The following is a 16,910-nucleotide window of genomic DNA, read 5'->3' as shown; positions in this document are numbered from 1 at the left end:
TGCTGAATTAGTGAAACAGATCAAGCTACCAGTCATAGTCTATGGCAATCTCATACTGCTATCATTTAGGTATACTTTCGATCCACAGCAGGAATCCACACAATGCAATTAGATGAAGTTTTCTCCAAACTAAAACAACTCCCAGTCGTTCCCGCTTTATTAGCCGAGCTGATGGAGAGCTTTGGAGATGACAACGCGCGCATTGATGTGCTGGCAAAAAAGATCGCAATGGATCAATCGCTGAGTGCTAAGGTTATCAAAATGGCCAACTCGGCAGCTTATCGCCGCGGTAAAGAAGTTACCTCGATTGAACAAGCCGTCATCCGCCTTGGCTTTAATACCATGCGCAGTATCGTCATTGCATCAGGTATCAGTAGCGCATTTCCAGCCACCCCCGGTTTTGATAAAAACAAATTTTGGGCCGATACCTTCCGCGTTGCCACCATAGCGAAAGCGCTCGCTAAGCACACCAAGGTTGAGCCAGAAACAGCTTTCACTTGCGCCATGATGCATAATATCGGTGAGATTTTATTACAATCTAGCCTACCAGAAGAGATGGCATTGGTTGCCATGTCGATAGAAAACGGCGCGAGCCGCATTGAAGCTGAGCGCGAAGTGTTGGGCTTTGATTATAGTCAGGTTGGAGTGGAGCTCGCAAAACGCTGGAACTTCTCGACCACCTTCATTAATGCCATCGAGCATCAGTTAGATCCTCTTTCTTTCGAGAATGTCTCATCTGAAGCTATCTTGATCCGCCTCGCCGTATTCATTAACTTTGCATGGAATGCGGGCGTACCGGCACAAGCTATTGTCGGTCGTTTCCCTAAAGCCTTAGCCGATTACTTGGATATCAACCCTGAGTCATTAGCGGGCCAACTCGATGACTTACAACATCAAGGCAACGAGCTTGCCATGTCATTGGGGCATTAAAACTAGCCATAGTGGCGTTAGCACTAACACTAGCGCCATTTTTTTCATGTCGAAAAGGTCGCTTTTGAGCGATATTAAGTGACTGTAATGAGAAGGGGTTCCTTCTTCACTAGCCTAGGGTACCCCCAATGACATGATTACCTCCGCCTATATGCCCATTAGCCAAACCGAGCTCAGTCAGTTAGTTAAATACGGTAAACAAAAACAAACGTCTTATTTGGTGATCAAGCCGCAGCAGTAAAAAGCGCGCTATCGTGAGCTAGGTGTGATTTTGCTCGCAAAAGCTAGCTGTTAAGGGGAAAAAAGGGAGATTGCCTCTACCAAAACCCGCAATTTGACTAACAATTAATACGTTGTCATCTACTCCGTTTTATCTATCAGAGGCTTACATGGAAATACAAACACTTTTTAGCCAATTAGATAAGTTACCGACCATACCAAAAGTCGTTCAAGAGCTTATTCAAACCTTTAATAACGACGATGCAGACATCGTTGGCGTTGCCCAAAAAATCGCTTTAGACCCCGTTATCAGTGCCAAAGTGCTACGTTTAGTTAACTCGGCGCACTTCAGCCGAGGTAAAGAAGTCACCAGCATTGAAGATGCGGTGATCCGATTAGGATTTAATACGGTGCGCACCTTAGTCATGGCCTCGGGCATTTCATCGTCATTCAAACATTTTGATAGCTTTGACCAAAATGCGTTTTGGGGTGACACCTTCCGTGTTGCCAGCATTGCCAAGTCCCTTGCGAAGCAGACCAGCCACCCAGCCGATACCGCTTTTACCTGCGCCATGTTACATAACCTCGGTGAGTTGATAATTTTAATTGCCGACACACCAGAAAACGAGGCGGCCATTACAGCGAAAGTTGACCAAGGCCTAACACGGGAAGAAGCCGAGCAAGATGTACTTGGTTTTAACTATGCCAAAGTGGGAGCAGAGCTCGCCAAACGCTGGAAGTTTTCCGATCATTTCGTCCACGCTATTGAAGATCAGTTATCGCCACTGGAAGCCGAAACATTTAACTTTGAGGCGGGTTTTATCTGCATGGCCAGTTTCTTTAACCATGCTTGGCAACAGGAATGGAGCGAAGAAGAGATCGTTGAACATTACAACAAGGCGCTCGCTATTCGCCTTGAATTAACCCTAAGTGATATTCTCAATGCCAAAGAAGCCATTCTAGCCGAGAGTAAAGCGCTGATTGAGTTGCTTGATTAACAACAAATCGATTTGGGATGACGTGAGGGCATAATCGCCCTCTTTTTTATGGTCTCAAATAAGATTACTTCGCTTGAAAGCCCTGCAGCCATCGTTCAAAACCTTCTCCGGTTTCGGGCGCACTCACAAAGTAACCTTGCATCCAGTCACAACCTAATTGTTGCAATAAATCATAATGAGGCTGAGTTTCCACGCCCTCGGCAACTATGGTTAAGCCTAGCTTATTCGCCAATTGAATACTGCTTTCGGCGAGCAGTAAATCCACTTCTGAGGATTCAATGTCCTTAATAAACACACGCTCAAGTTTAATGATATTGAGTGGGAATTTTTTCAGGTAATGCAGCGAAGCATAACCTCGGCCGTAATCATCTAACGCCAATAACAAACCTTGCTGCTGCAAACGGGTAAATTGGGCGATAATTTCGTTACTGCTTTCAATAATGAACTTCTCTGTCACTTCCAGGATCAATTGCTCAGGACGAATCGAATACTGCTCCATTAAACCTTGTAAAAAGTGGAAAAAGCCCAGATCTTTTAACTGCAAATGCGCTATGTTTAGCGCTAAGCGACCAACATCAAGTCCCTGTTGCTGCCATTGATGGTATTGCTTTATTGCCTCTTGGCACATCCATTCATTAAGCGGATGCAACATGTCAGCGTCTTCGACTTGCTCAAGAAAATCAATTGCTCCCAGCAACCCTCGCTGCGGGTGTCGCCAGCGAATCAAGGCCTCGGTAGCGATTAACTGCTGCGACGACATGGCCAAAATAGGCTGATACGCTAACTCGAATTCCTGTTGCTTTAAACCACGGCGCAATTCATTCTCGAAATTCAGTTTTAACTGAGCATGCGACTCGAGTTCGGCGCTGTAGCGTAAAAAACGTGTGTGTTGCTGAGACTTGGCTTGAGTCATCGCCATATGCGCTTTATCGACTAAATCCGTTGCTGTTAGCGCATCGGTATAAGCTTGAGCAATACCAATATGGCAGCTTAAAAATAGATTTTTATTATCCACAACAAAGACTTGGGAAATTCTATCTAGCAACTGCAAACAAATATTGGTTTGCTGGCTAATGCTCTCGGGAGCATTCAACATAATCGCAAATTCGGCACCGCCAAATCGCGCGCAAACGTCGTTAGGTTGCACACTCGCCAGTAATCGCAAGGCAATATCTCTGAGTAGCTGATCGCCCACCGAATGACCATAACGATCGTTGGTAGCTTTAAAGCTATCAAATTCAATGAATAGCAAGACACAAGCTTGCTGCTCCGACATGGCTTTTTCAAGATGTAATTCAAATCGTTGACGGTTGGCTATGCCAGTTAAAGAGTCAAAGTTCGCTTGACGCCAAATCCGCTCTTCACTACGTTTTTTATGAGTTAAGTCGGAGAACAAGGACACATATTTTGTCACCCTATCACGTTCACCATCACGCACCGCAGCGATAGAAAGCCAGCCCGGAAAATCACTGCCATCTTTACGCTGTCCCCATATTTCACCACGCCATACACCATCACGGTTAAGCTCCCGCCACATTTTGCGCAATAACACGGGGTCATTTTTGGGCGAATTAAGCAATAATCCAGTGCGCCCCACCACTTCGTTTTTGTGATAACCTGTGATCTGACAAAAAGCTTGGTTTACCGAAACAATACGTTGCTTATCATCTTCTATCAAAATCGCTTCGGCGGCATTATCAAACACCTTACTGGCCAATGCCCGCGCTTGCTCGGCCAACACGCGCTCGGTAATGTCTCGGGCGTCAAGCACGACGCCACTGATTTCACCTTGTTGCTGAGTAAACGGGGTGTAAGTAATTTCTAGGCAGCGTCGCCCCTTGATATTAGAAACCCAAAATTGATGAGTACAGATCGAGCCTTTCAGGCTTAGCTGTAAACGAGGCAAGATATGATCTTGAAAAACTTGCTCATCAAACACTTGCGCTATCGGCATTTGCGACACAAATTCACCGATATTAAAAAAGCGCGAAAAACTTGGGTTGATTAACTCCATCTCTAGCCGCTGATTGACATAAGCAACTAAATCAGACGACGAGGCGACGATACGTTTATAAATGGTCAACTGTGCTAGCTCATCGCTCAATTTAGTTGAGCAAACCCCCTCAATCAGAATACTGTGCTCAGACTCAAGGAAGCGGCATTGGCAATGAATTAGCTTAGCCCCAGTAAGGCAGGCAATATCATAACGGGTGTCAAGCACCGCCTTAGAGCGCACTTGGTTCCAAAAGCTGACCCAAGCAATACTGGATGCCAAAGCAGGAATCACTTGTTCAATGTTGGCAACCCCGCCCAACTCCCGCTCTGCGGTTTGGTTTTGATAGACAATGTTGCCCTTTTGATCGAGCAATAACACCAAGCTTTGCGCATATTGGTGCTGCAATGGAGCGATCAGATCAAGAGGAAGGGGCGTTGAAACATCAGTCATGGGGTCGCATCCTAGCAACAAGCGAATAACAAAGGCTACACTCTACCAAAAAGTCAAAAAAATACCTTCATACATATGATAAACACCCAGAGAGATCACAAAACAACCACGCTATTTTATTTCTCTATTCCCTTACTGAAAGCGAATTAAAGCAACACGACAAAAAAATGAACAAAACAGCAATTTAATAATAAAAATTGGATCCCTATTTTTCTAGCTAGGCCACATAACCCTATGCTTTTGCTTTACCTCATACGCAACTTAATGATAACAAGTAACACGGTATTTCAACGTCTATCCTATACTTAGCTGTATAAATTTTAAGGATACCCAATGACACATACGCGATTTGATGCGCGCAAATTTCTATTTGGTCACCCGCCTTATATTTTTGCTTTAATCAGTGTGATTGTTTGCGCTTTATTGAGCTTTTTCACCATAGATGCCCTGCATCATGCTTGGAAAAATGAGCAAACCTCAACCCTAGAGCTAATCGCTGAGCAGCAAGCCGAATTATTATCCCAATCTATCAATCAAGGCCTAAGCACAGCAATATTGCTGGGTAAACACGTTGAATACAGCCAAGGAAAATTAACGAATTTTGAACAACATGCCCGCTACTTACAGCAGCAATCATCCGCCATCACGAGTTTACAGCTAGCACCTAATGGCATCATAAGTCATGTTTACCCACGCGCAGGCAATGAGGCCGTCCTTGGCCACAACATATTGCAAGATGACCAACGAAAACAAGAAGCGCAACAAGCCATCCTGCAACAGCAACTCACCCTAGCTGGACCATTTGAGTTAATTCAAGGAGGCCAAGGCATTATTGGTCGCTACCCGGTTTTCATTGAACAAGAAGGTGAGGCGATCTTTTGGGGCTTTTCCTCCGTTGTGCTAGCGATTAATCGACTACTTGATAGTAAAAACCTAACCAGCTTAGACAATCACCATATTCAGTTTCAACTGCACACCTATCGCTTAGTTGGCGAAGCGCAGCAGCAAATTTTAGGGGCAGCACAACTCGATGGAGATATCAGCGCTAGCTCAGGCTTGAGCATCAATAACAACAATTGGCAATTAACCCTGTCTCAAACCTTACCTGAGCAACAGGGCTTATTAATCAAAATGGGATTAATCGCCTTGATACTCAGTGGGGTTTTTACCAGTTTTATTTACAAAATAGCCAATGCCCCTTATCGCATGGCCGATGACCTAGCGAACCAAACTGAGCAGTTATCACGCCTCGCCTATTATGACAATTTAACCGGCTTAAAAAACCGCTCCTTATTGCAGCTTGAGCTGGATAAAGCCTTGACCAATTTGCATGCTCATAACCAACACAATCAAGATCATCAAATTGCGGCTTTGGTCTATCTTGGCGTCGACGATTTTAAACGTCTCAATGATGCGTTTGGCAACAAAGTGGGGGATGAGTTATTGCTCGAAACCACCTTGCGGCTAAGACAAGTCTGTCATGATGACCATATAATCACCCGCGCTGGCGGCGATGAATTTGCGATCATTTTGCCACCTCAGTCGAGTATCAAAGCCATTGAACAATGGCTACAACAGCTTTTGCAAACCTTAGGCCAGCCCATGGCCATCGACCATCATCAATTACAATTTAGTATTTCGGCGGGGGTCGCACTACTGCCACAAGATGGCGATTGCGCCGAAGTCTTGTTGCAACACGCCAACCTTGCTATGACCCAAGCAAAACAAAAGGGCAAACGCCGCTTTATGTTTTACAACACCAGCATGGAAGCCTTGGTGAAGTCCAATATCTCGGTCGAGCTAGAATTAAATCAAGCCCTGCAACGTGATGAATTAGTGTTATTTTATCAGCCTATTGTCGAGCTAAGTAGCGGCGATCCTGTTGGCTTTGAAGCCTTGATCCGCTGGCAACATCCCGACAAAGGCCTGATCTTTCCCGATGCGTTTATCCCTGTTGCAGAGCAAAGCCATTTGATTACCGAAATTGGCTATTGGGTATTAGAAGCAGCCTGTAAAGCGCTGCCTAAGTTTCCACCTCATGTGTATATTTCAATTAACGTTTCGGCGCGCCAATTCATGGATCCGCAGCTGTCTATGCGGATGAAACAAATCATCCATCAATATCACACCAACCCGAACCGAATCACCTTAGAGATCACCGAAACCCTTTTGATTGAAAACATCGAACAAGTGGTTAGCTCACTAAAATCATTGCGCGACTTTGGCCTTGGCATTTCGGTCGATGACTTTGGCACGGGTCATTCTTCTTTAAGCAAGTTAAAAGTCATGCCCATCAATACCCTCAAAGTCGATCGCGCCTTTATTATGGACTTACCCGATAACAAAGAAGACAAAGAGCTCACCGAAGCGATTTTACTAATGGCACAAAAGCTATCCTTGAAGGTGGTCGCAGAAGGGGTTGAAACCGTCCAACAGCAAGCTTTTTTATTGGAGCACAAATGCAACTTTGGCCAAGGCTACTACTTCAGTAAACCGGTACCATTACAGCAAGCATTAACCTATATCGAGCAACATTTGATAAAAAAATAATTTAGATTCCATGGCAATACATCACCAAGGACAAGCTTATCACCTAAACTAAAAGCATTAAGGATATTATAAGGTGCGCAATGGCTCGCTTAATCACTTACTCCGATGATGCCTCCAATGAGCTACTAGACAACACTGAACAGTCTAAGGATTTCTATCACCAGCTATTCTTACTTCATGAAATATCTATCTCCTTATCTCAGGCAGCAACCTTAGATGATCTCTACCGCCTGGCGGTGACAGCCTGTATTCAACAGCTAAACATAGATCGCATGGGAATCTTAATGATAGATCGAGAACGTGACTGGATGTATGGCACCTGGGGTACGGACGATCTGGGCAATATTCGCAGTGAGGCCGATTACGCGTCACCTATGCTAGAAGACGTTAAAGTCGTCATTAGAGAGATGTCAACACGCGGCAAGGTCTGCGTTTGGCATGATCAAGCACTTTATGAGTTTACCGAAAACCCAGGCGAAGTCGTCGCGGTAGGCAAAGGCTGGAACGCCGCCATTGCCATTTGGGACAAGGACGAAGTCATAGGTTGGATAGCCTGTGATAACCTGTTAAACCACGCCCCCTTTCAAACTTACCAAAGCCATATTTTACGTTTATTTGGCTCATTATTGGGCGAGTTTATCAAGCTCAAACAAACCGAAGAGTCGCTCTATTTACTCAATGAGGAGCTAGAGCAGCGCATTAATGAACGCACCAAAGAGCTTACCCAAGCACAACTAGCCCTAGAGCAAGCCAATGCAGATTTAGAGCGCCAAGTTGAGCAACGAACGGCATCGCTAAACGAAAAAACCCTGCGTTTAGAAGCCACCTTAACCGATCTGACCAATACCCAAAAGGAGCTGATGGAAGCCGAAAAGCACAAAGCCCTAAACCATCTGGTTATCGGCATGGCACACGAGCTTAATACGCCGCTTGGGATCATCAAAACCGCCGCCAGTTTACAACCTGAACTGCTGCAGGCCCTAGCTGATGATCTCGCCCAAGGTAAAATATCCAAAACGCGGTTAACCGATCTAATCAACACGGGGCTAGAAGGCTACGACATCATCAACACTAATATTACTAAAATGGCCGAGCTGGTAACTCAATTTAAACGCCTGTCGGTGGTGAGCACTAACACAGGGACAATAGAGCGGCTGCAACTCAATGTATGGCTGAAACAAGCAGCCAAGTTAGCCATCTCCCATTACCGCAAACCACAACACTTTAATCTGCAGGTTCAAGTCACGCCGGAGCAGGCAGCCATCAATACCGACGCTTGGATGCTGGCACAAGTCATTGAAGATCTTATTCTAAATTCACTAGAGCACGGCCTGCGCCAAGATCCTAACGACAAAATTTCCCTGTATTGCACCCTGATAAATAACCAAATCGAAATTCGCATCGAAGACAATGGCCGAGGCATTCCTGAAGAGTTAGTGCCGAATATTTATGATCCCTTCTTTACCAGCGCCCGCGGTGAAGGGCGTAAAGGATTAGGCCTAAATTTAGTTTACAACTTAGTGACCCAAGGCTTAAAAGGGGAAATAAGCCAATATCGCCCAGCCACGGGGGGATGTGGTTTCCGCTTGCTTATCCCCAATCTCGGCTAATACCTCACAAACCCGATTTGTTCACCGAATGGTTCGCAGCATTTTTTTCAAGTCTGCGAGCAGTAGATAATTCACCGGAACCAACAATAGTGTAATCATGGTGGCAAAAATGATACCAAAGCCCAGCGACACCGCCATTGGGATCAAAAACTGCGCTTGCGTGGATTGGTCAAAAATCAGCGGCATTAATCCTGCAAAGGTGGTAATTGAGGTTAAAATCACCGCCCTAAATCGAGCGACCCCAGCCCTGCGCACCGCGGTTTGCAGCGCTATCCCTTTGGCCCGCTGACGATTAATGTAATCCACCAGCACCAAAGAGTCGTTCACCACCACTCCAGTTAACGCCAGCATTCCCATCATCGACATGATGGTCAAAGGCATCGCCATCAGCCAATGACCAATAATGGCACCGATAGCGCCAAAGGGGATCACCGACATCACCACAAAGGGCTGACTGTAAGATTTAAACGGGATAGCCAATAAAGCATAGATAGCAAACATCACAAACACTAGCCCAAAGGCAAGGCTAGTAAAGGACTCACTTTGCTCTTTGGCCTCCCCTTCCAGGCTGTAACTTAAGCCCGTATGCTGCTCAGCTAACTCGGCCAAATACAAGGATAAATCACGCTTAATCGCTTCAATATCAGCGGTTTCTTTGTTCACATCCGCCATAATATTAATGACACGCTGGCGATCCTTGCGGGTGATCGTGGCCGGACTTTGCAGGGTCGTTACCGTGGCCACTTCATTAAACGGCACGGCGATGCCAGATTGCGTTCGAATCAACATATTTTGTAAGTGATACAAGGATTGACGTTCGGCTTGGGGGTAACGCACAAATACCTTAACGTCATCACGGCCACGCTGGATCCGCTGCACCTGATCGCCGTAAAAGCCTTGTCTTACCTGTTTAGCTAAATCATTGAGCGTTAAACCAAGCGCTTGCGCTTCGGGTTTGATATTTAGCTGTAACTCGGTCTTGCCTTTGGCCAAACTGTCTTCAATATCAAATACCCCAGGATACAAAGCCAGCTTTTGTTTAAGTTGGGCACTTGCAGCATTTAACGTCGCATAATCCCGTGCACTCAACTGCACATCCAGCGGTGAGCCGCCGCGGCCAATTTCAGCGCGAAACGAAACGCTTTCAGCCCCTGCAATCGGGCCGATTAAAGCCCGCCACTCTTTAACCAACTGATTGGTTGATACATCTACCGTGCGCGTTTCAGGTGGCTCAAGTTCAAACATAACCCGCCCTTTCGCCGCATCACCACTGCCATCGCCTCCGGTCGAGCCCGTGGTCGCAAACACATCTAAAATAACGCTTTGTCCGGTTGCAGGATCGCGATATTTGTCCTGCAGCTGCGTCACGGCATCGAGCATTTTTTCAACATAATAATCTGTCGTCGCAAAGGCAGTACCTGCGGGCATCACAAGCGTCGCGCGAGCCGTTTCCGAAGGCACCCGAGGGAAAAAGACAAACCGAGTCCAGCCGCTGGCCACCATGGTAAAGATCACGATAGCCACTGCCAGCGCCGAAGCAAAAGCCAGATAGCGCCGCCTTAGCACAGCGGCGAGTAACGGGCGATAAAAGCGTAATATAAAGCGCTCAAAACCGTCGGCAAAACGGCTTTGCCACTGACTAAAACGGCTTGGCTTAGTCGAGTGCAAGCGAATATGCTTTAAGTGAGCCGGTAAAATAAGCTTTGATTCCACTAATGAAAACAGCAACACCGGGATCACCACCATGGGGATTTGAGCAAAAATCTGTCCCCGTGCCCCTTCAATCAAGGCCAAGGGCGCAAATGCCGCTATGGTGGTCAAAATACCAAAGGTCACCGGTACCGACACCTCTTGAGTACCGACAATCGCCGCTTGCAGTGGGCTGGCTCCGCGCTGCTGATGAGCGTAAACATTTTCCCCGGTCACGATGGCGTCATCGACCAAGATCCCTAGCACCATGATAAAGGCAAACAGTGAAATAACGTTTAACGTGATCCCCAATAAAGGCATCACCAACAGCCCGCCCATAAAGCTAACAGGGATCCCCATGGTGACCCAAAACGCGATAGAGGGGCGCAAAAATAAAGCCAGTAAGATAATCACTAAGATACAGCCTTGCACCGCACTGTCGGTTAAGGTTTTCAACCGCGCCTTGACCACCTTAGAGCCATCGCGCCAATAATCAATGCTGACGCCGACCGGTAGGGTCGGCCTCACTTGCTCGATGTAAGCTTTGACCTTATCGGCCACCTCAATCGCACTTTGCTGCCCCACCCGATAAACTTCAATGATCACGGCGGGCTGACCATTAAATCGAGCTTGGATCGGCGTTTCATCAAAACCGTCACGGATAGTGGCGATATCCGATAACAATAACCGGCTGCCATCGGCTGCAGTGCGCACCACGATATTGCCAAAGTCGCGCCCTTGATAAGCTTGGCCTTTACTGCGCAGCAGGATCTCACCGCCCATGGTTTTAATGCTACCACCGGATAGATCCAGCGATCCTTGTTGCACCGCACTACTGACTTCGGCCATGGTCAGGTTGTACTCACGCAAGGTTTGCTCAGACACTTCAATGGAAATCTCATAGGGTCGCACCGACTCTAAACTGACATGAGAAATGCCTTCTAGCCCCTGAATATCATCGCGTACTCGCTCACCCAATAGCTTTAACTCGCGCTCACTGAGCTCACCCGACACGGTGACACTGATTACTTCGCGCTGATGAATGGTTTGGCTGATCACAGGGCGCTCAGCACTAGTGGGTAAGGTATTTAACGCATCAATGCGATTTTTTATCTCATCCTTAACGCGATAGGTGTCATAACCTGAGGCAATTTCCACCGATACCCTAGCTGCGCCTTCGGCTGAACTCGACGTGATTTCTTTAATCCCTTCAATGTCTAAAATGGCTTCTTCGATGGGAATGGCCAAGCTTTCTTCGGCTTCTGCTGGGGTCGCCCCCGGCAAGGCAACGTTCACGCTGACCAAGTCCAACTCAAACGACGGAAACACCTCTAAGGGAATGCGTTGAGTAAGTGCTTGCAAACCTAATAAGATGATCAACACCATCATCAAGTTGGCAGCAACATGGTTGTGGGTAAACCAGCGGATCAAACCATGCATTAGTTTTGCTCCTGCGCTGCGTTAGCAAGCTTAGCGCGGGTACCAGACACGATATTCCCCAAAGGCGTCGTCACCAGTTTCTCACCCGCGCTGAGGCCACCATCGACGATAAAGGCGTCATTACTGCCCCACACCACGTCCACGGTTTTACGCACCAGCACACCCGCTTCAAACACGATCACTTGATTGCCCTGATAGACGGCATCGCGTGGCACAACCAGTACATCGGTTAATACTTGTCCGGCAATCTTGGCATCAACAAATTGACCAATCTTTAACGGCGGTTTGTCTTGGTTTTGCTGACCATAAGGATCGTCAATGCGCGCGATGGCGTAAAGTTGGCGGCTATTACTATCAAGCGCCCCTTCGGTACGCTCTATCTCACCCTGCCAGCTAAATGTTTGCCGGCCTAGTTGAGCGCTAATGGTCACAGCTGGACGATTAGGCAAGGTGGTTTGTTGGCGATATCGCTCAGGTAAATCAATCAGGGCCTGCTGCTGCTGATTGAGCGGCAAGCGCACTTCCACATAATCCACCGCATATATATTGGCTAAATTGGCTCCGGCCCCAACGAACTGCCCAAGATCCACCTGTTTAGTTAATAATCGTCCCGCATAAGGAGCCCGAATTTGGGTGCGCTCTAGATCCAGCTTAGCCTGCTCTAGTTTTGCCCGCGCCGAGGTCACATTGGCTTGCGCCGCGGCTAACTGCGGTTTTCGCAGCACTAATTCGGTGGCTTTACCTTTACCCAGACGCAGCCAATCTCGCTTCGCCTGTTCAACTCTGGCCTGCTCTTCAACTAAGGCTAACTGAGCCTGCGTTAATGCCGCCTGCGCAATTTGTTTCGCCGCCACATAATCTCGGTTATCAATTTCAACTAACACTTCACCTTGCTCAAAAAAGCCGCCCACCACAAAGTTAGGACTCACCTTGGTTATCGACCCTGAAATTTGGCTCACTAAGGCACCTTGGCTACGCGGTTGAATAGTGCCAAAGCTTTGAATTGAAACTGGGTATTGCTGCAAGGTTAAGTCCATTACCGCTACGCTGACCACGGGCGCCTTAGCCGCGGGGCGGGTCAATGCTTGCGGTCGATTAACCGCTAAATACCAAGCAATCGCCCCTGCGACCACGAGCACCAGCACAGGTAAAATAAAACGGATCACTTTGGCCCATAAAGGTCGTTCGGCTGCGGTCACTGTGTTACCTCTTGATCTGTGAATTCGGTGACGGGAAGCGTGTTCGGATCGCCCCCCAAAGCGAGCAATAAATCAATGCGATTTTGCAGTCGCTGATTACGGATACTAATTTGGTTGGTTTGGCTATCAAAAGAGCGGCGCTGCGCTTCCAGTACGGTCACGTATTCAACCAAGCCACTTTGGTATTGCTCAAAGGCAAGCTCTTCAGCCAGCAATGAGTTTGCTGCGGCAATCGAGACCTTATCAAGCTGTTCAACTAATGCCGACTCTTTCGAGAGCGCCGATTCCACCTCGGTAAACGCGTTCAGTATCACTTGCTGAAGGTTAGCCGCTTGCGCTAAGGCTTGGGCTTGTTGTTGCTGTAATCTGGCTTCAAGCAAGCCGGCGTTAAATAATGGGCTGGTTAAGTTAGCAAACACATTCCACACTAGGCTGTCGGCTTTAAGTAAATCAGATAACTCAGCTGAGCTAGTACCAACTCCAGAGGTTAATCTTAGGCTAGGAAACTTTTCTTTATATGCTACCGAGATCCGCGCATTGGCCGCACTTAAAGCGTCCTGCGCGGCTTGAATATCGGGTCGGCGCTGTAATACCTGAGATGGGATGCCGGCTGGGATCATATCTAAATTCAGACTCAATTCACCTTGGCCACGCAATGCCCCACTGGGATATTGGCCTAGGCTGATTTGCAAAGCGCGGCTGGCCTGAAGGATTTCATCTTGCTTAGCGGCTTCTGCACTTTGTGCGCCCGCAACATCGGCACGCGCTAAAAATACATCGAGCGCTTTACTGATCCCCGCTTGATAGCTTTCCTCAATAATGATGAGATTGTTTTGTAAGTTAAGGCGGCGTTGATGGATCAGCTCAAATTGGCGCTGCGCAGCAATTAAGTTAAACCATTGCTTAGCGATTTGCGCCGTCAAAGATAATTGTTGTTGTCGCAACAAGTTAAGTTGCTGACTCGCATCTAACAAGGCTGCCCGACTGCTATCATCTAACTTACCCCAGATATCAAGCTCCCAATTTAAATCGATACCTAGCTGAAGGTTATCAGCAATGGTTAAGCCATTATCTTGCCTGCGACCGGATAGATAAGCATTAAGCTGTGGCCAAGCTTGGGCTTGTTGTTGCTTTAATACGGCTAAACTTGCGTCAAGGCGAGCCTGACTCTCTAACAACTGCGGATTCGATTTTAAGCCTTGTTGCACTAAATTAAGCAGCTCAGGAAAGGCCGCCAATTGCGGCATAAAATCCGCCCCCTGCACCATTGAATTCACTTCGACATCGCTTGCCTGCCAAGTGGCGGCCACTTCAGTATCAATAGGTAGCTGCTGCACAGGCGTTAAACTACAGCCAATTAAGACAATAGGGGCTAATAACAAGCTAAGTGGGGATCTGATCAACGTCATCCTGACTAAATTTAATCTAAGCAATAGTTTAATAATACTGACTATAGCTTGAATTAGTTTACTGATTTACACATCTTTACCCGATTTTTATGTCCGCATCAGTAAAATAATCGACATGACAGCTCAACTCGCTAAGTTTGCGCATTTAAGTAATCGAGCGCTTGCTGCAGCGGAATGGGTTTACTGAAATAGTAACCTTGGCCAAACTCGCACTGTTGAGCCGCTAAAAAGTCACGCTGTTGCAGTGTTTCTATCCCCTCTGCAACCACTTTTAAATCCAGCTTTTGAGCAATTTGCAGTATGGCTTCGGTGAGTTGACGATCTTCGTGGTTAGCTGGGAGATCCATGATAAATGAGCGGTCTATCTTTAATGTATCAACGGGCATTATTTTAAGTTTGTTCAAAGAAGAATGGCCTGTACCAAAGTCATCCACTGAAATTGGGGTACCAAAAGCTCTTAGCTCATGTAATGAAGCTATCACTTGATCTAAATTTTCAATTAATAAGGTTTCGGTTATCTCTAATGTTAAGCGTCTAGGATCTATCTGATAACGCTCAACAATGGCTTTGATTTTATCGACTAAATTAACATCAACAAATTGGAGAGCAGATAAATTAATGGAGAGATACAAGGGTTCGGGTAACTGGCTCAAGGTTTGACAGGCCGATTCAATAACCCAATAGCCGACATCAACAATAAGCTTACTCTGCTCTGCAACAGGTATAAAAGCATCAGGAAAAATCAGCCCTTTACTTGGGTGCTGCCAGCGGATCAAGGCTTCAAAACCAACCGCTCTGTCCTTGGCTAAATCCACGATTGGCTGATAGAAAAGCACCAATTCATTATTGCGAATGGCACTTGTGAGTTCCATCTCAATGGTCAAGATAGATTTTGCTTGTTCTTCCATATCACTTTGAAAGAAAGCAAAGCGATTCTTCCCGAGCCGTTTTGCTTGCGCCATTGCCAAGTTAGCGCGTTGTAACAATTGATTTTCGTTTTCACCATCTTGCGGAATCAACGCAACCCCTGCGGAGGTACTAAATTGTATTTCTTGTTTATTAACCGTCATCGAATGATTCAATGATTTGAGAATATGCTGCAACTGCTTATCAATAAATGCTTGGCTATATTGATGAAGTAAAACAATCACAAACTCATCGCCACCCACACGCCCTAATTTGTTTTGTTTTGAGCAAACTTGTTGTAATAGTTCGGCAGTTTGAACCAGCACTTGATCGCCAACACTGTTACCAAAAGCATCGTTGATACGCCTAAAATCATCTATACCTATATAGATAATCGCCGCTAACGTCGATTGGCTTCGGGTTTGAGCTAACACCTTGCGTAATTCCACTTTTAGCGCTTCACGGTTCATCAACCCCGTAAGGCGATCTATATTCGCTTTATTGGATAGCTTCGCGGTGTATCGCTCTATCTGCTGAGCCACTTTGTAAGGAGAGGAGATTAACTTGTAAACGAGCCCTGCCGACAACCCACTAATTAATAACGCAATCACCCATTGAATAATTAACAACATACTTTGGTTGGGTAAATCTTGGTAAAACTCTAAGCGCCAAGGCCGATCAACGAGTAATATTTCGACCTCAGTATGGATATCACCGACAAAATTTTCATCGCCGAAAACAAACTGTTGGGAAGGAGGCAGATCAATGCCAGTGGTCACTCGATAAGTGATGTGATGAAAGTTTAACTGCTCCAGATATTGATCATTGATTAGATTTCGGATCGATATCAACACCGAAACAAATCCCCAAAATGATGAACGACCATTTTGCTCAACATAAATAGGCTGGCGAGCAACAATACCATAACCACCTTGCACTAATTCTACGGGGCCAGCTAAGGTCAACTGCCCAGTATTAATCGCCCTTGATACGGATTTTTCAACATCATCATTTTCTAGCAGGTTTAGGCCAATAGCACGCCGGTTGCGATCTGTATCTGGGTAAACTTGCTCAATAATGCCATTAGGCGCAAATTGGATGCTTTCAATGGTATTAACGCGATCAAAAAAACGTTTGGCATTAGCTGTTGTAATATTGTCCAGCCCGTCTGGCGACTCTTCCAAATACTTACCAAGAAGAAATGCCACGCTAAGACTATGATTAAGGTCACTCTCAAGTCTATCGGCTTGCTGCAACGCGATAAAATCTAAGGTAATTTGCTGATCTTTTTCCCAATGCTTAAATAGCAAATCGATCAGTAGGGAGAAAACCAATATGAGGACAACAAAACACGACAAACTCAAAATCTGGGGCAGATAAGAGGTATACCAACTATGTATTACCTCATACTTTTTCAACATCAAATCGTATCCCCTTGGGTAGCAGGCAGCCCAATCGCAGTGAAGGTTTTAGCCACTCGTACTAGTACACATGAATGCTAAGCAGAGATAAAA

At 46.3% G+C, this 16,910-nt stretch carries 9 protein-coding genes; 4 read left to right on the top strand and 5 right to left on the bottom strand.

Features of this window, described 5'->3' with window-relative positions; all coding sequences use genetic code 11:
* Positions 1-102: 102 nt before the first annotated feature.
* Both ACK8OT_RS18155 and ACK8OT_RS18150 read left to right on the top strand, forming a co-directional pair.
* Positions 103-930, top strand: a complete 828-nt coding sequence (locus tag ACK8OT_RS18155; protein WP_410197919.1) for an HDOD domain-containing protein — start codon at positions 103-105, stop codon at positions 928-930.
* A 389-nt stretch (positions 931-1,319) separates the two neighbouring features.
* Entirely contained in the window at positions 1,320-2,147 is an 828-nt protein-coding gene (locus tag ACK8OT_RS18150) for an HDOD domain-containing protein (protein WP_410197918.1), read from the top strand.
* 64 nt (positions 2,148-2,211) lie between these two features.
* Here ACK8OT_RS18150 and ACK8OT_RS18145 read toward each other — a convergent pair whose 3' ends face one another.
* Entirely contained in the window at positions 2,212-4,593 is a 2,382-nt protein-coding gene (locus ACK8OT_RS18145; RefSeq protein ID WP_410197917.1) for a sensor domain-containing protein, read from the bottom strand.
* Positions 4,594-4,926: 333 nt separating this feature from the next.
* Here ACK8OT_RS18145 and ACK8OT_RS18140 point away from each other — a divergent pair, with 333 nt between their 5' ends.
* Together ACK8OT_RS18140 and ACK8OT_RS18135 are read left to right on the top strand one after the other, a co-directional pair.
* Positions 4,927-7,143 (top strand): bifunctional diguanylate cyclase/phosphodiesterase, encoded by a 2,217-nt coding sequence (locus ACK8OT_RS18140; RefSeq protein ID WP_410197916.1) that lies wholly within the window; start codon positions 4,927-4,929, stop codon positions 7,141-7,143.
* 80 nt (positions 7,144-7,223) lie between these two features.
* Positions 7,224-8,753: an ATP-binding protein gene (locus ACK8OT_RS18135; protein WP_410197915.1), complete on the top strand. Its 1,530-nt coding sequence runs from the start codon at positions 7,224-7,226 to the stop codon at positions 8,751-8,753.
* Between the two features lie 21 nt (positions 8,754-8,774).
* Here ACK8OT_RS18135 and ACK8OT_RS18130 read toward each other — a convergent pair whose 3' ends face one another.
* The 4 genes from ACK8OT_RS18130 to ACK8OT_RS18115 form a co-directional block, all read right to left on the bottom strand.
* Positions 8,775-11,882: an efflux RND transporter permease subunit gene (locus tag ACK8OT_RS18130; protein ID WP_410197914.1), complete on the bottom strand. Its 3,108-nt coding sequence runs from the start codon at positions 11,880-11,882 to the stop codon at positions 8,775-8,777.
* The gene (locus ACK8OT_RS18125; RefSeq protein ID WP_410197913.1) at positions 11,882-13,081 is read right to left on the bottom strand and encodes an efflux RND transporter periplasmic adaptor subunit; all 1,200 of its coding nucleotides are present in this window, start codon (positions 13,079-13,081) and stop codon (positions 11,882-11,884) included. The genes ACK8OT_RS18130 and ACK8OT_RS18125 overlap by 1 nt, the downstream gene beginning before the upstream one ends.
* Positions 13,078-14,484, bottom strand: coding sequence for an efflux transporter outer membrane subunit (locus ACK8OT_RS18120; RefSeq protein ID WP_410197912.1), 1,407 nt, complete (start codon positions 14,482-14,484; stop codon positions 13,078-13,080). The genes ACK8OT_RS18125 and ACK8OT_RS18120 overlap by 4 nt, the downstream gene beginning before the upstream one ends.
* A gap of 137 nt (positions 14,485-14,621) precedes the next feature.
* The gene (locus ACK8OT_RS18115; RefSeq protein ID WP_410197911.1) at positions 14,622-16,817 is read right to left on the bottom strand and encodes a putative bifunctional diguanylate cyclase/phosphodiesterase; all 2,196 of its coding nucleotides are present in this window, start codon (positions 16,815-16,817) and stop codon (positions 14,622-14,624) included.
* Positions 16,818-16,910 lie beyond the last annotated feature (93 nt).

Source organism: Motilimonas thetidivivens (assembly GCF_046452435.1).
Lineage (GTDB): Bacteria > Pseudomonadota > Gammaproteobacteria > Enterobacterales > CBDFNC01 > Motilimonas.
The sequence above is the reverse complement of the archived record's forward strand: the minus strand, read 5'-3'. Positions and strand labels throughout refer to the sequence as shown.